We start from the raw sequence: 21,184 nt of genomic DNA, 5'->3' as shown, positions 1-21,184 counted from the left end.
CCCGCGACAAAAACAGGCTCGCCCTAATGAACGGAACTCACTGTTCGTTTATTGGGCGAGCTTTTTATTTTTGGAGACTACCGCCCATGGCACTGCACCCGGACATCGAAGGTTTTCTGGAATTGGCCGAGTTCGGCCGCCTCAGCGGCAAAAGCCAACCGATGCATGAGCTGAGCCCCGGCGAAGCGCGGCAGCAGTTCGAACAGACTTCGCAGTTGCTCGATGCGGCGCCAGCGGGCGCGTTGACGGTGACGGCGGTGAGCATTCCTGCGCGGGACGGGCATGTGCTCAACGCGCGGCTGTACGCCAAACCGCAACCGGACAGCGAACCGCGCCCGGTGTTGTTGTACTTCCATGGCGGCGGCTACGTGGTCGGTAGCCTCGATTCCCACGACACCCTGTGCCGGCGCCTGGCGCTGGCGGGGGAGTTTGCCGTGTTGTCGGCCGATTATCGGTTGGCGCCAGAACACCGGTTTCCCACCGCTTACAACGATGCCGAAGACGTGACGCGCTGGCTGGCCGTTACCGGAGCCAAGGCGTTGGGGCTGGACGCCAGGCGCATTGCGCTGGCCGGGGACAGCGTCGGCGGCAGCCTGGTGGCTTCGCTGTGCATCGCCATCGCCCAGGCCCCATTGGGCTGGCCGCTGGTACCGCGCCTGCAAGTGTTGCTGTACCCGGTGATCGACGCGGTAAAAAAACGCCCGTCCCTTGAGCGATTCGCCGAAGGCTACCTGCTGGAAGCCACCACGCTGGAGTGGTTCTACCAGCAGTACCAACGCAGTGAAGCGGATCGTGCCGACTGGCGTTTTTCGCCGCTGTACGCCGAGTGCGTGCAAGGGCTGGCGCCGACGGTGCTGTGGCTGGCCGAGTACGATCCGTTGCTCGATGAAGGCCTGGCCTGGGCCGAGAAACTGCGCGCGGCGGGGCAACCCGTGGTGCTGGAGGTAAAAGCCGGCATGATCCACGACTTTGCGCGCATGGGCGAGATGGTCCAGGAAGTGCCGGGGATGCTGGTGCAACTGGCGGCGCAGATCGGCGAGAGTTTGGCCTGACGCATAGCGTAGTGATCAGCGACACCGTACCCCTTGTAGGAGCGAGCCTGCTCGCGATGGCGGCAGCACATTCAACTTCAATGTGTCTGACACACCGCCATCGCGAGCAGGCTCGCTCCTACAGTTCGTTTTGCGCTGAATCGGATAATTAAGGTGGATCAAGCCGATCCAGCGCCCGATTCACCGCCAGTTCCCCCAGCATGATCACCTGCGCAATCCCCAACAGCGCATGGCGACTCGTCCCCTCCAGATGATCCACCAGATCGTTGGCCATGACATTGGCCGACGCCAGCGATTCGCAGGCATGCACCAGCAGGGTTTCGGTACTGAGTTCGGGGTTCACGATGAACATGGTGCTGGGTGTGCGCGGGGTGGCCATGATGTTGGCGCCCGGGTTGAGGTAGTGATTGAGCGCGCGCTCGGCGGCTTCGTGGAATTGTTTGGAGTCGGGGCTTTCGTACGGCGAGGCCGGGTCGGTGTCCGGCGGATTTGGAGTTACCTTGAACATAAAAATCTTCCTCTAGTAGTGAGCCCACAACCATCTCGCTACTAAACGAAAGGGTGGCGGCTGTGCGCAAGTTAGTAGACCGGTGAGGAAGCGAACCGGCGCGCCCGAGGGCGCCATGCACACAGCCACCATCAAGTGCAGACGAATGTCCGACTGGATGAAACTTGTGCAACCGTTCAACCTCATCGGGCTACTAAACCCGATCACTGGAAATCAGTGACGGAATCAAGTTACCGACGACCCCCAAGGCGCACAAGCCGGCGGATTCTGGCGTACCTGTAGGCAACGGCGCAAGGCGTTGTGGCTTTCACGAAGTAACCTGTAGGCCGCTTAAACAGGCGCTGTTGAGTGGTTTTTAACCTGCTGTCATGCCTTGTCAGAGAGCGTTGAATTCCTCGGAGCCGGCAGGAAGAGTCCTACGAAAATTTGCGGTTGGCCCTCGGAAGTACAGCCCTTACGATCTGACGCAATGCAATGGTCGGCTAACCCAATGACATTCATCATTGCCAATGACGACAGCGGCTCTGGAGGCCATTATGAGCGTCGACTTTTCCCCCATCGTTTCAGGGCTTGAGACCGAAGAGCAGGTCGGGAACCATGACCGTTGGTTCCGCGCCAAGGTGCAAGCTTCGATAGACGACCCGCGCCCGAATGTCCCACATGATCGGATGATGGAAGATATTCGAGCCCTCATCGAGTCAAAGCGCAATGTCAATGGACGAATGGGTGATATGTAAAATCTCCGGGCTCGCACCGCAAATCCGCGAGCTGGAAGCGCAGGCTGTTGCAGAAGGCTTCAGGTTCCTCACCCGGTTGATTTCGGAATGGGAAAGCGGCGCCAATCGATTCGATCAGCAGGGTGAGTGCCTATTGGGGGTGTTTCGCAACGGGAGGCTGATAGCCGTTGGAGGTCTCTCATCCGATCCATTTTCCGAATCGGGCGTAGGAAGATTACGGCGGGTGTACGTCGCCCCTGCATCAAGGGGCCGGAATGTGGGTAAAGCGCTGGTGCGGCAGCTACTGGAACTGGCGTCTGAGCATTTCCGCGTTGTGCGACTGTCCACGGACACCCCCGAGGGCGCTGCCTTTTACCTGCGCAGCGGGTTTGAACCGATACACGATGAACATGCGACGCATATGAAGTCATTGGTGAAGGGCAAATAGCCCATACGAAATCACCGATCAAGTGCCTTGCCAGAGGAAAAACACTGCGAAATACGAAAAAGCTGCCCGTTAATTGGCGGTATCAATCCCAACGGCGTTCTGAAAAAACCAAGGACGATTCAATGATGGATCATAAAAAAAACCTCCTCAGTTGCCTGATATTCCCCATCGCCCCTGTCGCCGTCATTTTTCTCACCTTCGCCCTGTGCAAGGACATCTGGATGGAAAGTTTCTACACGCCCGGCGAGGACGGCGGCGAAGTGGAACCAACGCTGGCGCTCGTTATCATTCCGATCCTGCTGGTAATTGCCGCACCGTTGCTGGCGGGGCTGACAGGGTTGACTCGATGGGGCTCGCGGCGCTTTGAACGCGGTGCCTGGTGGCGGTGGTTGATGGCGATTCCACGCGTCGTGCTGGTAGCCATTGCGTTGTTTCTGTTTATGCTTTCGAGCGGTTTCCTGATGGGCGACACGTTCGGTCCATTCAGGCATTGGCAGGTGGCCTGCGCATGGGCAGCCTGCGCGGTCACCGTCGGGGCATTTGTGCTTCAGCAACTTTCACGTCTGAAGGAATAGTCTTCAGGCCTCGGACCGGGTACTGCCGGGCCATCTTCCGCAGACCGTATCGGCTATGTATCATCGACCTCGGCCCGATGCTGCCCGCCGCTCGCTCCCGTTGGGAAAGGTGAAAGCATCTCCTCCTTCTACAAACCTTTTCGCCTCTCTTGACGGTCGAGGTTTGGCAATGCGAGCACCAAGGCATCTCGGCTACAGGAGCAGTCATGTTTTCAATCGAGCAAGCCAAGCAAATGGCCAAACAGTTGCGCGCCTCGCTGGAGGAACGCAATCAAGTGGTGACCCATTCCACCGCGCTGGAACTGGTCGCGCAGCAACTGGGCTACAAGGACTGGAACACCGCGTCAGCGATGCTTGCCCAGGCAAACACCCCGTCCACGCCTGCTGCGACTTTCGACAAACCCATTCCAATCCTGCGGATGTTCGACGAAGCCAAGGCGCGCGAGTTCTATCTGGATTTCCTGGGGTTCAGCGTCGAGTTCGAGCACCGTTTCGAGGCTGATCTGCCGCTGTACCTGGGCATCAGTCGCGACGGTCTGCAACTGCACCAGGCTGTGTGAAAACGCCTGCGATTGTCTAATCTTCTGATCGTCTAGATCGTGGCGGGGACGATCATGAAGCGTTTCATTGAAGGTGAGGCTCGGACGCAAGTCACGTTGCTGCCGGAGTGCCTGGACGATTACGTTGCCGAAGAAAATCCAGTGCGAGTGGTCGACGTTTTCGTTGATGAACTCGACCTGGGTGCACTTGGTTTTGAGGGCGTCGATCCTGCTGCAACGGGGCGTCCGGCCTACCATCCAGCGATCTTGCTGAAGATCTATATCTACGGCTATCTCAATCGGATTCAGTCCAGCCGCCGGCTGGAGCGTGAGGCCGAGCGCAACGTCGAGTTGATGTGGCTGACGGGTCGACTGGCTCCAGATTTCAAAACCATCGCCGACTTTCGCAAAGACAACGGCAAAGCCATTCGCAGCGTCTGCCGACAATTCGTAGTGCTTTGCCGCAACCTCAATCTCTTCTCCCAGTCGATCATCGCCATCGACGGCAGCAAATTCAAAGCTGTGAACAACCGCGACCGTAACTTCACTCAGGGAAAAGTGAAGGCACGCATGCAGCAGATCGAGCAGAGCATCGATCGATATCTGGCGGCAATGGATTCGGCGGATCGGGCAACGCCCGAAGTGGCCGAGGCCAAAGCAGAACGGCTGAAAGAAAAGATAGAAACGCTGAAAAAGCAGATGCAAAAACTCAAGGACATCGAGGCGCAGCTTCACGAAAGCCCAGACCAGCAGATCTCCCTTACCGATCCAGATGCACGCTCAATGGCCACGAGCGGACGAGGCACCGGAACGGTTGGCTACAACGTACAAACAGCCGTCGACGACAAGCACCATTTGATCATTGCCCATGAGGTGACCAACGTTGGTAATGATCGTGGTCAACTCAGCAATATGGCGAACCAGGCGCGTGAAGAGATCGGCGCTGAGTCGCTGACGGTGGTCGCCGACCGAGGCTATTACAAAGGGCTGGAAATCCTTGCCTGCGAACAGGCGGACATCACCACCTTCGTACCGAAACCCCTGACATCTGGCAGCAAAGCCGAAGGCCGATTTGGTAAGCAGGACTTCATCTACGTTGCTGCATCGGACGAGTATCGATGCCCTGCGGGGCAGTTACTGACCAGGCGGCATTCGTCGATGGAAGACGGCATGTTATTGCATTGTTATTACTTCTCGGGCTGCCAGTCCTGCGCAATGCACAAGCAGTGCACTACGGGCAAGGAACGCCGTGTGAAACGCTGGGAACATGAAGCTGTAGTCGACGCGATGCAGGCTCGGCTAGAACATGATCCGGCGATGATGAGGGTTCGGCGACAGACCGTTGAACATCCGTTTGGAACGCTCAAGTACTGGATGGGAAGTACCCACTTCCTGACCAAGACCCTGCCGAGGGTGAGCACTGAGATGAGTCTTCATGTGCTCGCCTACAACCTCAAGCGAATGATGAGCATCTTCGGCATCGCAGGACTGCTTGAGGCGATCAGGGCGTGAATCCAACCGTTTGCTCGCCCGTTAGTGGCCGTTTGGGCCGCTGACGCGGCACAAACGGCATTACGAACATCTATGTAGCTGACTAAGGTAATTCGCGCTTCCGCCGGCTGATTCCAAAGGCAACCCTCGCGACTCTCAGTTTCCGACGTATTTAGCGCGTTTTCACACAGCCTGGCACCTTTCCGAACATCACGGCGATGCCAGCCCAGGCTCGACGGTATTTGTGCCGATGAAAAATATCGAACTGCTCAGGGATGAATTGCAGGGCAAGCGCTACGGCTACGGACGCCCTGATATTGTTCAGCAGGGCTGGGGCAAAGAGCTGCAAGTCTACGATCCGTTCGGCAACCGGATTCGCTTCTGCCAATATTGATCAGGCGCTGCGGACCGGAGTGACCCGGTCCGCTTTCAACCACCCGGTATTAAGGATGGACACGGTATGACCACGCAGCACACCTCGCTTCAAGACATCGCCGCGCCCGAAGGCGTTTGTTATGGCTGCGGAAGCCAGAACCCGCACGGGCTGCACATCAAGAGCTTCTGGCATGAAGACGGGGTGCATGTCATGGCCGAGCATTTGCCGGAAGACAAGTACTGCGGCTGGCCGGGTCTGGTTTACGGCGGTTTGATCGCGATGCTGGTCGATTGCCACTCCAACTGGGCGGCGATGGCTTATCACTACCGGGCAGAGCAACGCGAGGTGGGCAGCTTGCCCCACATCACCTGCGTCACCGGTAACCTGGGCATCAAGTACATCAAGCCCACCCCGATGGGTGTCCCCCTGACACTGCGTGCAAGAGTCGAGGGCGAGGTCGGGCGCAAAAGCCGGGTCATCTGCGAGATCTTCGCCGGGGATGTCCTGACCGCTGTCGGGGACTCCACGTTTGTCCGCGTCGATACCGAGCAACTCAGGGCCGCTGCGCAAGCAGAAAACGGAACCGGCTCACTACTGTAGGAGCGAGCTCGCTCGCGATGGACTCAAGAGCGCTGCGTTTAACCAGTAAACACGCGTTATCGTTAACGACCATCGCGAGCATGCTCGCTCCTACAAGTGGAGTCAGCCGGCCATCAGTACTGCGCGCGCAGGCTCAGGGTCAGGGTGCGCGGGTCGCCGTAGAAGTTGGTGCCCCAGGAGGCATCGACGCGGTCGTAGTACTTGCGGTCGAACAGGTTGTTGGCGGTCAGTGTCGACGACAGGTGTTCGTTGAACTTGTAGCCCACCTGCGCCGAGGTCACGGCATAGCCGCCTTGTTTGAACTTCACATCACGCTGGTAGTAGGTGTCGCTGACTACACGCACGCCACCGCCGACGCTAAAGTCCTTGAGCGCACCGTCGGTGAACTCGTACTTGGTCCACAGGTTGTAGTTGTGCTTGGGCGTGATGGTGCTGAAGGTCTTGCCTTTGTTGGCCTGATCGCCGTCCAGGAACTTGGTGGAGGTGAAGGCGTAACCGGTGACGATGCTCCAGTTGTCGGTCAGGTTGCCGCTCAACTCGGTTTCCCAACCCTGGCTGCGGGCCTTGCCTTCGGTCATGTAGGCACCGGAGGTGTTGTCGTATTCGGCGCGGTTTTCATCGTAGATGCGAAAGGCTGCAACGCTGGCGTTCAGGCGGCCGTCGTAGAACTCGCGCTTGAGGCCGATTTCATACTGCTTGCCTTCGCGTGGGCCGACCGGCTCGCCGTTCGTGCCGATTTCGCTCTGCGGCTTGAATACGCCGGTGTAGCTGAAGTAGGTCGACAGTTCAGGGGTGATCTTGCCGATGATGGCGCCGTACGGCACGACCTTGCGGTTGATGCTGGTGTGGGCTTCGCCGAAGTTGTTGAAGAAGGCGTTGGCGTTCTTCGCGTCGCTTTCGTACCAGGTGACACGGCTGCCGCCGATGACATCGAGCCAGTCGGTGACGTTGAACTTGGCGCGGGTGTAGACGCCGTACTGATCGGACTTGGACCAGTTGCCGTTGACGTGCGCATAGTCGTTGCGGGGAATGTCGATGCTGCCCGGATCGAACACGTTGATCGGGAAGTACTCGCCGCCGCCGTAGGTGAAGTCCTTGTCCAGATGCTGGTATTCGGCGCCCACGGTGAACTCGTGCCGACGATCGGCGAATTCGAACGGCGTGGTGACGAAGCTGTCGACGCCGACGGTCTTGATGTGGGTGTAGTAGTCGTAGGCCACGGCCCAGCTGTCACCGGTGGCCGGGTCGACTGCGCCGTCGGCCCAGGTGAAGTTACGCTCCGGGGTTTCGGCATCGCGGTAGGTCAGGGTGGTCTTGAACTGACCGCCGTTGTCCAGTTCGTGGTCGAGTTCGGCGAAGGATTCCCAGACTTTTTCGTTGAGGGTGTTCCACTTGGCGTCGACGAAGGTCGAGCGCGGTACGTCGAGCAATGAGCCGTCGGCGTAGGCCGGCAGGCCGAAGGCCGGGGTGGAGTTGTTCTTCTGGTAGGCGCCACCGACCGACAGGGTGGTGGCCGGGTCGAGGTCGAATTCCAGGCGACCGTAGACCATCGGGCGTTCGTTCTGCGCGTAGTCGACGAAGGACTGGTTGTTCTCGTAGGCGGTGATGAAACGACCGCGCACGGTGCCCTGTTCGTTCAGCGGGCCGGTGACGTCCACCGAAGAACGGTAGCGATCGTAAGAGCCGGCGGCCAGTTCGCCACCGAGGGCGAATTTGCTCAGGGCGCGCTTGCGCACCACGTTGATCGTACCGCCGGGTTCACCCGCGCCCTGGTACAGGCCCGACGGGCCGCGCAGTACTTCGATGCGGTCGTACATCGCCAGGTCGAAACTGGTGGCCATGTCGCCCTGGCCGGTGGGCTGCGAGACGCCGTCGACCTGCACCTGATCGACGAGGAAGCCACGCATGTAGACGTCGTTGAGGCTGGAGCCGGAGTTGTAGGTCTTGATGGTCACACCGGTGACCTGGCGCATGGCGTCCTGCAGGCTGTTGAGGTTCTGGTCGTCCATGCGCTGGCGCGTGACGACGGACACCGACTGCGGGATGTCCTTGAGCTTGATGTTGCCTTTGCCGATGGTCACTTCATCGCTGGTGTAGGAGTGCGTGCCTTCGGTGGTCGGCCCCAGCGCCACGCCGGTGATGGAAGTCGCACCCAGTTGCAGTGCACTGGAGTCACCGGCCGATGGCACCAGCGACACGGTGTTGCCATTCAACTGAAAATTGATGCCGCTCCCCAGCAGCAAGGTTTTCAGTGCCTGTTCCGGTTCCATGTTGCCGGACACCGCCGTGGACTTGATGCCGTTGACCATGTCCTGGCTGTAGAGAATCTGCAGGTTGGTCTGCTGGCCCAGTTGGCGCAATGCGCTGGCCAGCGACTGAGCCGGCACATTGACGTTCACCGGGGCTGCCTCGACCTGGGACGTACCCAGCAGCAACAGGGTCAGCAGCGCACCCGGCACGAGCGTTCGGAATTTCTTTTGCCGTTCGATGGCTAACGCCAAGGGTGCGCGGGACAGAGTAAGGCTTTGCATTGCTCGAATCGCTCCAGAATGGTGTGTGCAGTTTTTTAGTTAATGATAATTATTATTAGACGGACCACTTTGGCTAAACCGGAAAACAAACTTCAAAAAACAATGATTTGCGTGCGGCAATGGCACTCAAGCGGTTGTGCGCTCGGTGACGACCCGGCCCGATTCCATGCGCACCAGTTGATCGGCCATGTCGAAATAGCGGTCGTCGTGGGAGATCACGATGATGGTCTTGCCCAGGCGTTTGAGGTCCGGCAGCAGCTCGGTGTAGAAGATGCGGCGGAAGGTCGGGTCCTGGTCGGCGGCCCATTCGTCGAACACCAGCACCGGGCGCTCTTCCAGCCAGGCATTGACCAGCGCCAGGCGCTTGCGCTGGCCGGTGGACAGGTCGGTGGTGGTGAAGCTGCCGTCCCTGACGCTGACCTTGTGCGCGATCTCCAGCCGCTGCAGGTATTGGTTGGCATCTTCGGGAATGTGCTGGTCGCCCTGGACCACGTCATCGAACAGGTAGTAGTCGGCAAAAATCGTGGTGAACAATTGGCGGTAGTCGTCGCGATTGTGCGCATCGATGCCTTGGCCGTTGAGCAGGATCGATCCCTGTTGCGGCGCGTAGAGGCCCAGCAGCAACTTGATCAGGGTGGTCTTGCCGCAGCCGTTTTCGCCGACGATGAAAACGATGTCGCCTTGCTCGATGGTCAGGTTCACCGGGCCCAGGCGAAACGCGTCGCTGCCGGGCGCGGCGGGGAAGGCGTAGCTGACGTTGTCCAGTTGCAAGCGGTTGACCACCGTCGGCGAGGTGCCTTTGTGGTTGAGCAGCAGGTGCGGCTCGGGGGAGGAAAACTGGCTGGACAGTTCGGCGATGCGGCGAAAGGCAATGCGCGCCCGGCTGACGATCGGCAAGGTGCTGACCAGGTGCTCGATCGGGCCTTTCATGTACAGCAGCACCAGCACGAAACCGCTCATCACCGCTTGGTCGGCACTGGGCCAGAACGATTGCAGGGCCAGCGCCAGGCCGATCACCACGAAGAACAGCATCGAGCCCAGGGTCTTGGCGATCACGAAGGTGTTGATCGAACGCACCTGTGTGTTACAGATGAAATCGGCGGTGCCCTGGATGCCCTTGACGAACATGCGCTGGCGGCGCGGGCGGTGGATGCGCAACTCCTTGGCGCCGCCGGCAATGGCGTTGTAGTGCTTTTGCAGATCGTCCTCGGCATCGCGGGCGGCCATGAAACCCTGGATGCCCTTGCCCTGGGCGTAGAACTGGATGCCGGTGCCGATGGCAATCGCCAGCACCATCATCAGGAACATCGGCCACGACAACATCGCCAGGTAGCCCATGCAGCCGAGGGTCACGGTCAGGGAAATCGCCAGCGGCGCGAAGGCGAAGGCGAAGTCGCTGATGGTGTCGACATCGTGGGTCAGCACCGGGATCAGCCGGTGGCCGCGGTAGCGCTCGATCTGCTCGATGGGCGCTGAAAGCACCTTTTCCCCAAGGGTTTTGCGCAGCCTGGCAATGATGTGCTGGCCGACGTAGTTGGTGCCGATGTCCGAGCAGATCGAACTGCCCAGGGCCAGCAGGCACAGGCCGCCGAACAGCGCGACCACGCCTTGGGTCAGGCCATTCGGCGAGTGCAGCGCGTTGTTGATGGTGGCCAACAGCGCCGTCACGCTCAGGCCACCCAACATGCCCAAAAGGATCGACAGACTGACGACGAGCCGGAACGGTTTGAGGAGGGTGAACAATTCATGAATTGCACCGCGCGTTGGCTGGGTCATGAGCAGAGGGTTCCTTGGGTCTTGAGGCAGATACCCAGTAGAACGTCTGATGGAGGGCTTAATTTAAAGGGTGGGAGACGGGTGGCGGGGGCTCGGTCCGCTGACAGGGTACAAATCAGTGTGGGAGCGAGCCTGCTCGCGAAGGCGGACTATCAGTCAACTTCTACTGCGACAGGCAGACCGCTTTCGCGAGCAGGCTCGCTCCCACAGGATGGGGAAGCTAGAGAGTGCGCACGACACGGAACCCGATCCAGTCGCCACGGGTTTGCGGGTCGATGTCATTGCGGTTGCCCGAGCGGGAAAACACTGGCGCTTCGCCCCAGTCGTTGCCACGGATGCGCAGGGTGTCGCAGTTCGGTTCGGTCCAGGCGCTGCCATCGGTGGGCGCGCCGACGTAGTCCGGGTGGTAGCAGTCGGCGATCCACTCGTAGACGTTGCCATGCATGTCGTACATGCCGAAGGCATTCGCCGGAAAGCTGCCCACCGGTGAGGAGTAACTGTAGCCATCGGTGGGGCCGTAGGTGTTGGCATGGGTGGCGATGCTGTACTCGGTGCCGGGGTCGAACGGGAAGGGGAACGCTCCCGTTGACCCGGCACGGGCTGCGTACTCGCGCTGGGCCTCGCTGACGATGTGGTAATGCTGGCCGGTTTTCATCGACAGCCAGGCGACGTAGGCGCTGACTTCGGCGAAGTTCATGCACACCGCCGGCTGGCGCGGGTCCTGGGGGTAACTCGGTTTGCCATTGGTGCATGCCCGGCCGGGGCGGGTGTCGCCATCGGGCAGGGTGATCCCGGTTTCCTTCATGTATTGGGCCCATTCGCCGGCAGTGATCTGGTAGCGGCTCATGGCGAAGGGTTTGTCGAATGTCACCTCATGCATCGGGCCTTCATCAGGCTCGCGGCCGACCTCGTCGTCCGGGGTGCCCATGGTGAAGGTGCCGGCGGGCAACACGACCATTTCCGGGCAGTTACGGCAATCCTTGAAGACCTTGCCGGGCAACGGCGCGGTGTAGGCCTGGGCGAGGCCGGGCAAGGCGCTGCCGAGCACGGCCAACAGCGTCAGGGCGCCGAGTTTTTTCAGGGTGCTTTTCATAATGTCTCTCGCTCGGTCAGACCTGGTTGGCCAGCAGTTCCATCAGGCGGTCGATATGCGCTTCAGTATTGAGCAGCCCCGGCGACACTCGAATGATCGGCCCGACATCACGGTCCACGGCATCACACACCACACGCTGATCCATCAGGTAATTGGCGACTTCCTCGCAGTCTCGGTTCTTGATGCGGAAGAAGGTGAAGCCGGCGGAATACTCCGGCGACAACGGTGTGACCAGTTCCACCGACGGGTGTGCTTGCAAGTGTTTTTTCAGGTAGCTGTTGATGGCGTGAATGCGCGTCGCCACCTCGGCCTTGCCCAGCTCCAGGTGCAATTTGAAAGCTTCGTTCAGCGCCCAGCGGTGTTCGAACGAGTGGTAGCCACCGTAGGTCATCACGGTGGAGAACTGGGTCGCTTCGGAGAAGGTCGGGATGGTCGGGGTCACGTCCTTGAGCTCGTCGGAGCGGGCGCAGATGATCCCGGTACCCCGTGGGCCGAACATCCATTTGTGGGTGCCGGCAATGAAGAAGTCGCAGTGCATGTCCGGGAAGTCGACGTTCTCCACGCCGAAGCCGTGTACGCCATCGATCACGTAGAGGATGCGGTCCTTGTCGGCGCGGCCACGGTTTTTCTCTTCCACCAGTTTGCCGATCTCGCCGATGGGCAGCTTCACGCCGCTGCCGGAATGCACCCAGGTCATGCCCAGCACGCGGGTTTCGGGGCGGATGTTGCGTTCAATCGCGGCCAGCACTTCGGCGGTCGAAACCTTGTACGGGTCTTCGAACAATTTGATCTTGCGAACCTGGGTGCCGTCCTTCTGGGTGCGGTATTCGAACACGCTGTTGGCGGCGTAGTGCTCGTGTTCGCTGGTGAGGATCTCCTGATCCGGGCGCACGTGGATGCCGGCGTAGATCATCGCCAGGCCTTCGGTAGTGCTGCCGGTCAGGGCGATCTGCGACGGCTTGGCTTTCAGATAGCGACCGGCCCACACGCGCACCTCTTCTTCGCGGCGTTCGGTTTCGCCGCGATGCCAGTCCATGGCCAGGCCCGGGTTGCGATCCAGATTGGCGCGGTGCATTTCGATGGCTTCACGCACAGGCAGCGGGTGCGAGGTCACCAGGAAGTTGGCGAAGTGCAGGTAGTTCGGATCCTGGGTGAACAACTGACGCAGTTGATCCCATTTGTCCTTGGGCAGTGGCGCGGGGCTGGCGGCCTGTGCCGGCAGACTCACGGCGGAGACCAGGGGGATGCCGGCCGCGAGGATGCCGGCCTGCTTGAGGAATGAACGACGGTTGGTCATGGATTCGGTTCGCTTTGGCAAAGGAGAAATCAGTTTTGAACGACAGGCCGGGAGGACTTCTGCACCTGGTCCCAGACCCGCAGGAAGTTGCCGCCCCAGAGCTTGGCGATGTCGGCCTCGCTGTAGCCGCGGCTGATCAGTTCGGCGGTCACGTTGCGGGCCTCGCTGACGTCCTTCCAGCCGTCGAGGCCGCCGCCGTCGTTGAAGTCGGAACTGATGCCGACGTGGTCGATGCCGATTTTCTTCACGGCATAGTCGATCGCATCGCCGTAATCCTTGAGAGTGGCCTTGGGTTCTTCGTCGAGGATCGAATAGAGCTGGCTGGCGTACTCGCCGAAGCGCTGCTCGGGCCAGACAGTGATCACCGGATCGCCGGGCATCAGCGCCATCTCCAGGCCTTGCAGCGGTTGCAGGTCGAAGCGGGCGCGCAGGGCGTTGAGCTTGTCCTGGGTGGCCTGGCTCAGCGGGCGGATATAGGTCGGGAAACCGACGATCTGCACCACGCCGCCGCTGTTCTTGATCAGCTGCATTTCCGGGTCGCTGAGGTTGCGCGGGATGTCCACCAGCGCGCGTGGTGCCGAGTGGGAGGCGACCATCGGCGTGCGGCTCAGTTGCGCGACTTGCTCCAGGGCCTTGGTCGACATCTGCGACACATCGATGATCACGCCCAGGTCGTTGAGGCGATGTACCGCTTGCTTGCCGATGTCCGACAGCCCACCCAAGGCGTCCCGCGAATCATTAAAAAACGGCAGCGGCCGTGACGAATCGGCCCAGGCGTTGTTGCCCACGTAGCTGAAGCCGAACATGCGCATGCCGCGCGCGGCCCACTTGTCCAGGGCGTTGAGGTCATTGCCCAGCGGATAGGCGTTGAGCATGCTGATGAACACCGCGAATTTGCCTTCGCCATGCAGGCGGCGGAAGTCGTCGGGGGTGTAGGCGATGGCTACTTGATTGGGGAAGTCACGCACCATCGCGCTGATGATCTTGTAGCGGGTTTCCTGCTCATGGCGGGCCTCGTCGACGAAGCCGGCGGTAGGGCGATGGGGGGCGTTGGGGCCGTTCCAGATTTCCGGCCAGCCGAAAATCGTCAGCGCCGCACCGGACAGGCGCCCGCGCCCGGTCTTGATCAGGTCGAACTGGCCTTCGCCGTCCTTGTCGACTTCATTGCCGGCGGTGCCGAAGTCCATGGGCACGGTGATGTGGCTGTCGAACGAGAGAATGCGTTCCTGCAACTGATCGGCCTGTTTCATCACCTTGACCGGGTAGCCTGGGTTGTCCCTGAACCCGTAGTCCCAGGCCGCGAAGCCCGTTCCTGCGCTGATCGCCAGGGCCAGCGGCAGGCCGATGAAAAGAGCCTTTTTCGAACGTGGTTTTGTCATTGTCGTCTCAGTCAGGTTCGCCGCCCCGGATCAGGCGCAGGGGCCTTTGCTATCTGGGGGGAACGAGTGGCTGGCCGGAAAATTTAGCGCGGCTGATGGCCTCATCGCGAGCAAGCTCGCTCACAGGGGAATGCGGTCTCCTGTAGGAGCGAGCCCTGCTCGCGATGCTTTTTAAATTTATGCGGGCAACAAACGTTCTAGCTTGGATAAAGCCTGCTTCATGGCTGACACAGGTAGGGCAATGACGATTTCTCGACGATGGTTCCTCGCGGGTCTGGCGCTGACCGGTGCCGCCGTGCCGGCGGTGTATTACGGGCATCGCGAACTGACCAGGCCGGACCCGACCATCACCCCCGGCGAAGCCTCGTTCGAGGTGGCGGATGTCGCCGGCCAACGTTTGGCGGATACCTTGCGCGGGGTCTGGCAGATTCGTTTCGAAGGTCGTGACGCCGGCATCGAAGGCTTGCCCCTCGAAGGCCTGGAAGTGTTCATCGACATCGGCCACAAGGGGCGCGGTGTCAGTGGTTATCTCGACACCGCCGAGCGTTTGCGCTCCACCCAAGAGCCTCGCTACCGGGTGCTCGGCGATCTGTCCGGGGCCAACCCGAAGCAGCTGGCCTGGCGACTGCTGGGGGCCAGCGGCTGTTGCGATTACGAGTTCGACATGACCCTGGACGAGGTGTGGGCCGGTTTCGGCAACGCCGGCAGCGGCAGCCTCAGTGGACGGGTGCTGGACCTGAATCGGCCACTGATGCTCACCGCGCAGGACAATCGCTTCATTGCCGTCAAACGGGAATTCCCTGAAGCCCGGGAGCGCGCCGGCCTCAATCCGACCCTGCTGGCCTGGCTGGTATCCCCGGAACACCGGTTGTTCCACCAGCTTTGGCATGCCTCCCGGGACAAGTGGCACAAGCTGTCCGAAGACCAGCGCGGCGCCTTGCGCGGGCTCGGCTGGCAACCCGGACCGCGAGACAAGGAGCGTGACGCCCGAGGTGAACGCAAGGATCGCAACGGTTCGGGCGTGGACTTTTTCTTCATGCACCGGCACATGCTCGGCACCGCGCGCTCGATGCAGGACCTGCCGTCCTGGACGCACTTCCCGTTGCCGCAGCCGGAGCTGGCGCGGGACAGGCTCGGCTTTGCACGTTACTTCGACAACCACGACGGCACCGCTTTGCCGCCGACCTGGCTGGCCGAGGAAGATGACGAGTACACGCAATGGGTCAGCGACATCAAGACTGGCGAGACCTATCACAGCAATTTCCAGGTCTGGGAATCGCGCTACCGCGATCCGCGTTACCTATCGACGTTGACCCTCGGTCAGTTCGGCTCGGAGGTCGAACTGGGCCTGCACGACTGGCTGCACATGCGCTGGGCTTCGGTGCCGCGTGATCCGTCCAACGGTCAGCCGGTGCCATTCGCCCGGGATCCGGCGGACTTTTCCGCACGCTGGTTTGCAGCGGAAAACGATTTTCTCGGCGACCCGTTTTCTTCCCATGTGAGCCCGGTGTTCTGGCATTTCCACGGCTGGATCGACGATCGCCTGGAAGACTGGTTCCGCGCTCACGAGCGCTTTCATCCGGGGCAGGTCAGTCGGCTGCAGGTCAACGGCGTGCAATGGTTCGCGCCAGGGCGCTGGGTCGAGATCGATGACCCGTGGCTCGGCCCGAGCACCCATGGTTGCAGCACCACGCCGGGGTTGCAGGCGGGCAAGTCGGTGGAAATGGACCCGGAAACCATGAAACTGGCGCTGCGCATTACCTTTGGCGAAGACGAGAAGAAACTGGCGGGGCTGTTCCGCAAAGTGCCGCAGCGGCCGTGGTATGCGCGGCATTTGAAGGCTAAACAGAGCCAGGCTTGATACCGCGTTATCGTTCAATCGCGAGCAGGCTCGCTCCTACAAGGTTTAGTGTTTTCCGCATGGTTCGGGCACGACACAAATCATGTAGGAGCGAGCCTGCTCGCGAAGGCGTACTCACTGACGACAAAGATTACAAAACCTGCCACCCGCCACCCAACGCCTTGTATAGCGCAATACTCGCCTGCATCCGCGACAACCGCAGTTGCACGTTCAAATCCTGCGCCGCATACAGCGTGCGCTGGGTTTCCAGCACCGTCAGCAAATCCTCGGCCCCGGCCTGATAGCGGCTTTGCGCGATGTTGAACGCGGTCTGTGCCTGGCTCAGCTCTTCGCTCTGCCACCCGCGCTGTTCATCCAGTCCGCGAATGCTGTTGAGGGCCTTTTCGACGTCGGCGAAGCCGTTGATGATCGCGCCGCGATAGGTCTCCAGCAGTTCCTCCTGGCGTGCCGCGGCCTTGTCGCGCTGGGCGCCGAGGCGGCCGTTGTTGAACACCGGCGCGAGCAGCCCGGCGGTGAGGTTGTAGAAGGGGCTGCGCAGAATGTCGTCGGCCCGGTCGGCGCCGGAGCCGATTTCGGCGGTGAGGGTCACGGTCGGCAGCATCGCAGCCCGGGCGACGGTGACGTCGGCCTGGGCGGCGGCCAGTTGCGCCTCGGCCCGGGCAATGTCCGGACGGCGGCTGAGCAACTGGCTGGGTACCCCGGCCTCGATGTCGGGCCAGGTCAGTTGATCGAATCGCTCCTGACCCAGTGACAGCGCCTGAACCGGGCGACCGAGCAGGACAGCGAGGCTGATCCGTGCATCCTCGGCCTGTTGCTGCACCAGCGGCAGCTGGCGTTGCTGCGCGGCCACCAGGCTTTTTTGCTGCGCCAGTTCCAGGGCCGTGGCCGAGCCCGAATCGAAACGGGTCTGCACCAGTTTCAACACGTTTTGGGCATTGGCCAGATTCAACTCGGCGATGCGGCTCTGCTCCTGCAACGACAAGGCTTGCGCGTAGCCGTTGGCCACACCACTGAGCAACGTCAATTCCACTGTGGCCTGATCGAACTCGCTGGCTTGCAGACTGAATTGCGCACTGTCGCGACTGGCCCGTTGGCCGCCCCAGAAATCAATTTCGTAGCTGGCCGTCAGGTTCGCCGTGAAGTAGTCGACGGCATCGTTATCGCTGTCGGCATCGAGCTGACTGTAGCCGCTGCCGCGCAGCAGTTTCTGGCGATTGGCGTTGACCCCGGCCTTGACCTCGGGCAATTGCGAGCCGCCGGCAATCACCGTGTCGGCCTGGGCCTGGCGTACTCTCGCGATGGCTGCGGCCAGGTCGTAGCTGCCAAGCCGTGCCTGTTCGATCAGGCGCCCCAGTTGCGGGCTGCCGAAGCGGTTCCACCATTGCTGGTTGTCATGGACAGTGCCTGCGGTGTGCGGCGATTGCCAGGCGGCGGGCGGCTGGATGCCGCTGTCCGGGCGCTGGGCCGGGCTGCCACAGGCGCTGAGCAGCAGGCACAAAGTTAACAGGCTGAGTGGCGGCTTCATCAATCGATCATTCACTGGTAAGGGCCGTGACCGGGTCGAGTCGGGCAGCCTTGCGGGCCGGCATGTAGCCGAAAACGACACCGGTGACCAGGGCGCAGCCGAAGGCACCCAGCACCGCTATCAGGGAGAACGCGACAGCGACTTCGCTGAAAATCAGCACGCCACCGACGATCAGCGCCAGGGCGATCCCGGTGAGGCCGCCCACCACCGAGAGCATCACCGCTTCAGTGAGGAACTGACGCAGGATGTCGCGCTGGCGGGCACCGGTGGCCATGCGGATACCGATCTCGCGAGTCCGCTCGCGCACGGTCATGAGCATGATGTTCATCACGCCGATTCCGCCCACCAGCAGCGAAATCGCCGCAATCGAACCGAGCATCAGCGACAGGGTGTTTTGTGTGCGCGCCTCGGCCTGGATCATCGCCGCGTTGTTGGTCAGTTCGAAATCGTGCTTGCCGTCGTGCAGGCGCAGCATCAGTTGCTCGATGGCTTTTTCGGTTTCCTTGACCTTGCGCGCGTCGGCGGCGGCGATGGCGATGTACTCGGGGTTGTGGGTGCCGAACAGGCGCACGCTGGCGGCGGAGTAGGGGATGGCGATGCGGTCGTCGCTGTCGGAGTCGCCGGAGCTGGCGCCTTTTTCCGCGAGCACGCCGACCACCTGGAAGGGGACGTTTTCGATCAGGATGTACTGGCCGATCGGGTTGGCCACGTCCTTGAGCAGTTTGGTCCGCACCTTGTGCCCGATCACCGCGACCGCCGCGGCGTTCTGTTCGTCGGCGTGGGTAAAGTAACTGCCTTCGACCACCGGCCAGTTGAAAATCGCCGGGAAGTTGGTGTCGTTGCCGCCGACGTAGCTCATGTGGTCGAGGTTGCCGAAACGCACCCCGGCCTCCTGGCCGTTGACCGGCATGATTCGTTTCACCTGGGGCAAGCTGGCAATCGCCGCGACTTCATCGAGGGTGACGATGCCCATGGGCGTACGCGGGTTGGGCGCCGAGCCGCTGAGGTAAATGATGTTGGAGCCGAACGCGCCCATCTGCGCCATCACCTGGCGTTTGCTGCCTTCGCCGACGGCCAGCATCACCACCACCGAGGCGACGCCGATGATGATGCCGAGCAGGGTCAGGGCGGTGCGGAACTTGTTGATCCACATCACTCGCCACGCCGCGTGCACGGCATCGACCAGTTCGCCTTTCCAGGCGCCAGTGGCTTCTGCGCCTTCGCTCAGGCGCCTGCGTAAATCGACGGCTTGCAGGGCGCCGGGGTTGGCCGAGTGTTGCGCGGCAGGATTGTCCCGGGCGCTGTCGCTGATGATCTCGCCGTCGCGGATCTCGATGATGCGTTTGGCCCGGGCCGCTACTTCGCGGTCGTGGGTGATGAGGATCACCACGTGGCCCTGGCTCGCCAGCTCGTCGAGCAAGGTCATGACCTCGGCGCCGCTGTGGCTGTCGAGGGCACCGGTGGGTTCGTCGGCCAGGATGATGTGGCCGCCGTTCATCAACGCGCGGGCAATCGACACCCGTTGCTGCTGCCCGCCGGAGAGTTGATGGGGGCGGTTGCCGGTGCGCGAAGCCAGGCCGAGGCGCTCGAGCAGGGCGGCGGCGCGGGCGTGGCGTTCGGCGGCCGGCAGGCCTGCGTAGATGGCCGGCATCTCGACGTTTTCCTGGGCCGAACCGGAGGGAATCAAGTGGTAGCCCTGGAACACAAAACCGAAGGCTTCACGGCGCAGCCAGGCCAGTTCGTCACTGTCCAGCGCCGCGACGTTTTCCCCGGCGAAGCGGTATTCGCCCGAGGTCGGGCGGTCGAGGCAGCCGAGGATGTTCATCAGCGTCGACTTGCCGGAGCCGGAAGCGCCGACGATTGCCACGAATTCCCCGGCATGGATCGACAGGTCGATGCCGCGCAGCACGTGGACTTCAGGCGCGTCGCCACCGCCGTAGGCTTTGCGGATGTCCGAAAGGTCGATCAGGGGCGTGTGCATTCAGCCGCCACTCCCGTCGTCCGGGCCGATCAACAGGTGATCGCCCTCCTGCAGGCCGTCGAGGATTTGTACCCGCAGGCGGTCACTGATGCCGGTGCGCACGTTGCGCTGCTCGATGCTGCCGTTGCTGGCGACCACTTGCGCGGTCTGCCGGTCTGTCTGCGGGCCGGCCTGCAGGGCTGCGATGGGCGCGGTGAGTACGTTCTGCGCCTGATTGGCGACGAAAAATACCTGGGTGGTCATTTCCGCCATCAAGGCGTTGTCGGCGTTGTCGACGTCCAGCAACACGGTGTACAGCACCACGCGGGCACTCCCGCTTTTGCTGGTGCTGGCGGGGCTGCCGCCGCCCTGGCTGGTCTGGTCCAGCGGCTTGGGCGGGACAGGCAGGATTTGCCGCACGGTGCTGGTCCAGCGCCGGGTGCCGCCGCTCAGGGTGGTGAACCAGGCGTGCATGCCGGGTTTGACGTGGCCGATGTCGGCCTCCGAGACCTCGGCCCACACGGTCATTGGCGACAGTTTGGCGATGCGCAGGATCAGCGGCGTCTGCTGTTGGGCGTTGAGGGTCTGGCCGACCCGGGCATCCAGCGCGACCACGGTGCCGGCCATCGGCGCATAGATCCGCGTGTAGCCGAGCTCCGCCTGGTCGCTGCGCAGGCTGGCTTCGGCCTGGCGGATCTGCGCCTGGAACATGGCGACCCGTGCCTGGGTGGCGCGCAGTTCGGCGTGGGCGGTTTGCACGTCTTCTTCACGGGTGGCGCCGCCGGCGGCGAGGTTCTGTTGACGCTGGTACTTCTGCCGGGCCAGGTCGTGTTGCGCGCGCTGTTCCTGCAGCTGCGCCTTGAGATTTTCGACGGAGAAGCGCCCGGCATCAAGTTTGGCCTGTTGCGTGGACGGGTCGATTTCCACCAGCAACTGGCCTTCCTTGACCACATCGCCGACTTCCACGTGGATTTTCTGGATCTGCCCGGAGGCCTGGGCGCCGACGTCGACATAACGCCGAGGTTGCAGGGTGCCCAATGCGGTGACGCTGCTTTCAATGTCGGCGCGGCTGACCTGGACGGTGACCAGCCCGTCGCGGCCCGGCGGGATGAACGGCCAGGCGGCGACGGCCACCACGGGGATCAGACAAAGTGCTGCAAGCAGGGCGCGTCGGGTCTGTCGGGGACGTTTCATGCGGGGTTCCAGCCTGGGAAAATCGGCCCGTCGTTCAGCGGCGGAGGCGGGCAGAGACGGGGAGCTGTCCTGTAAACGATGAACCGGGCACAGAATTTAGGCGACGACACAACCCACTGTAGGAGCGAGCTTGCTCGCGATGGCCGCAAGGACGACGCGATAAATCAGAAAATACGCATCATCGTTCACGACCATCGCGAGCAGGCTCGCTCCTACAGGGGGCGAGACAATTTATCGGGCAAGTTGAAGCAGTACTTTAAATC

Annotated in this window: 16 protein-coding genes and 2 pseudogenes; 9 read left to right on the top strand and 9 right to left on the bottom strand. The window is 61.7% G+C overall.

The window, feature by feature from the left end; translation table 11 throughout:
• Nucleotides 1-86 precede the first annotated feature (86 nt).
• Nucleotides 87-1,052 (top strand): alpha/beta hydrolase, encoded by a 966-nt coding sequence (locus AC3ITA_RS19810; RefSeq protein WP_489278260.1) that lies wholly within the window; start codon nucleotides 87-89, stop codon nucleotides 1,050-1,052.
• 148 nt (nucleotides 1,053-1,200) lie between these two features.
• On the opposite strand, the gene AC3ITA_RS19805 is transcribed toward AC3ITA_RS19810, so the two are convergent.
• Nucleotides 1,201-1,560 (bottom strand): DUF6124 family protein, encoded by a 360-nt coding sequence (locus AC3ITA_RS19805; protein ID WP_489278259.1) that lies wholly within the window; start codon nucleotides 1,558-1,560, stop codon nucleotides 1,201-1,203.
• A gap of 536 nt (nucleotides 1,561-2,096) precedes the next feature.
• On the opposite strand from AC3ITA_RS19805, the gene relB reads away from it, so the two are divergent.
• The 7 genes and pseudogenes from relB to AC3ITA_RS19770 all read left to right on the top strand — a co-directional run bounded on the left by relB (nucleotide 2,097) and on the right by AC3ITA_RS19770 (nucleotide 6,305).
• Nucleotides 2,097-2,297, top strand: a complete 201-nt coding sequence (gene relB, locus AC3ITA_RS19800) for a type II toxin-antitoxin system RelB family antitoxin (RefSeq protein WP_150725724.1) — start codon at nucleotides 2,097-2,099, stop codon at nucleotides 2,295-2,297.
• Entirely contained in the window at nucleotides 2,269-2,724 is a 456-nt protein-coding gene (locus tag AC3ITA_RS19795; RefSeq protein ID WP_150725725.1) for a GNAT family N-acetyltransferase, read from the top strand. The genes relB and AC3ITA_RS19795 overlap by 29 nt, the downstream gene beginning before the upstream one ends.
• Nucleotides 2,725-2,846: 122 nt before the next feature.
• Complete coding sequence (locus AC3ITA_RS19790; protein WP_150725726.1) at nucleotides 2,847-3,299, top strand: hypothetical protein; 453 nt, start codon at nucleotides 2,847-2,849, stop codon at nucleotides 3,297-3,299.
• Nucleotides 3,300-3,505: 206 nt separating this feature from the next.
• Nucleotides 3,506-3,847: pseudogene (locus tag AC3ITA_RS19785) on the top strand (glyoxalase superfamily protein); the annotation flags it as partial.
• 66 nt (nucleotides 3,848-3,913) lie between these two features.
• Complete coding sequence (locus tag AC3ITA_RS19780; protein WP_489277636.1) at nucleotides 3,914-5,350, top strand: IS1182 family transposase; 1,437 nt, start codon at nucleotides 3,914-3,916, stop codon at nucleotides 5,348-5,350.
• A gap of 142 nt (nucleotides 5,351-5,492) precedes the next feature.
• Nucleotides 5,493-5,723 (top strand): annotated as a pseudogene (locus AC3ITA_RS19775) (glyoxalase superfamily protein); the annotation flags it as partial.
• Nucleotides 5,724-5,789: 66 nt separating this feature from the next.
• The gene (locus AC3ITA_RS19770; protein ID WP_489278258.1) at nucleotides 5,790-6,305 is read left to right on the top strand and encodes a PaaI family thioesterase; all 516 of its coding nucleotides are present in this window, start codon (nucleotides 5,790-5,792) and stop codon (nucleotides 6,303-6,305) included.
• A 113-nt stretch (nucleotides 6,306-6,418) separates the two neighbouring features.
• Here AC3ITA_RS19770 and AC3ITA_RS19765 read toward each other — a convergent pair whose 3' ends face one another.
• The 5 genes from AC3ITA_RS19765 to pvdM all read right to left on the bottom strand — a co-directional run bounded on the left by AC3ITA_RS19765 (nucleotide 6,419) and on the right by pvdM (nucleotide 14,381).
• Nucleotides 6,419-8,836 carry a TonB-dependent siderophore receptor gene (locus AC3ITA_RS19765; protein ID WP_150674021.1) on the bottom strand — a complete coding sequence of 806 codons (2,418 nt, stop codon included), beginning with the start codon at nucleotides 8,834-8,836 and terminating at the stop codon, nucleotides 6,419-6,421.
• A 126-nt stretch (nucleotides 8,837-8,962) separates the two neighbouring features.
• Nucleotides 8,963-10,612, bottom strand: a complete 1,650-nt coding sequence (locus tag AC3ITA_RS19760) for a cyclic peptide export ABC transporter (RefSeq protein ID WP_489278257.1) — start codon at nucleotides 10,610-10,612, stop codon at nucleotides 8,963-8,965.
• Between the two features lie 220 nt (nucleotides 10,613-10,832).
• Nucleotides 10,833-11,705, bottom strand: a complete 873-nt coding sequence (pvdO, locus tag AC3ITA_RS19755) for a dihydropyoverdine dehydrogenase (protein WP_150674019.1) — start codon at nucleotides 11,703-11,705, stop codon at nucleotides 10,833-10,835.
• Nucleotides 11,706-11,721: 16 nt separating this feature from the next.
• A complete protein-coding gene (gene pvdN, locus AC3ITA_RS19750; protein ID WP_489278256.1) occupies nucleotides 11,722-13,002 on the bottom strand; it encodes a pyoverdine-tailoring periplasmic protein PvdN in 1,281 nt (426 codons plus the stop codon).
• 29 nt (nucleotides 13,003-13,031) lie between these two features.
• On the bottom strand, nucleotides 13,032-14,381 hold the full coding sequence (gene pvdM, locus AC3ITA_RS19745) for a pyoverdine-tailoring dipeptidase-like protein PvdM (RefSeq protein ID WP_489278255.1): 1,350 nt from the start codon (nucleotides 14,379-14,381) through the stop codon (nucleotides 13,032-13,034).
• Nucleotides 14,382-14,622: 241 nt separating this feature from the next.
• Between pvdM and pvdP the strand changes: the two genes are divergently transcribed.
• Complete coding sequence (pvdP, locus tag AC3ITA_RS19740; RefSeq protein ID WP_489278254.1) at nucleotides 14,623-16,242, top strand: pyoverdine maturation tyrosinase PvdP; 1,620 nt, start codon at nucleotides 14,623-14,625, stop codon at nucleotides 16,240-16,242.
• Between the two features lie 130 nt (nucleotides 16,243-16,372).
• On the opposite strand, the gene AC3ITA_RS19735 is transcribed toward pvdP, so the two are convergent.
• From AC3ITA_RS19735 to AC3ITA_RS19725, 3 genes are read right to left on the bottom strand one after another with little or no spacing between them, the layout of a single operon-like run.
• Nucleotides 16,373-17,767: an efflux transporter outer membrane subunit gene (locus AC3ITA_RS19735; protein ID WP_489278253.1), complete on the bottom strand. Its 1,395-nt coding sequence runs from the start codon at nucleotides 17,765-17,767 to the stop codon at nucleotides 16,373-16,375.
• Nucleotides 17,768-17,774: 7 nt separating this feature from the next.
• Nucleotides 17,775-19,748, bottom strand: coding sequence for a MacB family efflux pump subunit (locus AC3ITA_RS19730; RefSeq protein WP_489278252.1), 1,974 nt, complete (start codon nucleotides 19,746-19,748; stop codon nucleotides 17,775-17,777).
• Complete coding sequence (locus tag AC3ITA_RS19725) at nucleotides 19,749-20,921, bottom strand: efflux RND transporter periplasmic adaptor subunit (RefSeq protein WP_489278251.1); 1,173 nt, start codon at nucleotides 20,919-20,921, stop codon at nucleotides 19,749-19,751.
• Nucleotides 20,922-21,184: the final 263 nt, after the last annotated feature.

The organism is Pseudomonas sp. GL_090 (assembly GCF_057837765.1).
The sequence above is the reverse complement of the archived record's forward strand: the minus strand, read 5'-3'. Positions and strand labels throughout refer to the sequence as shown.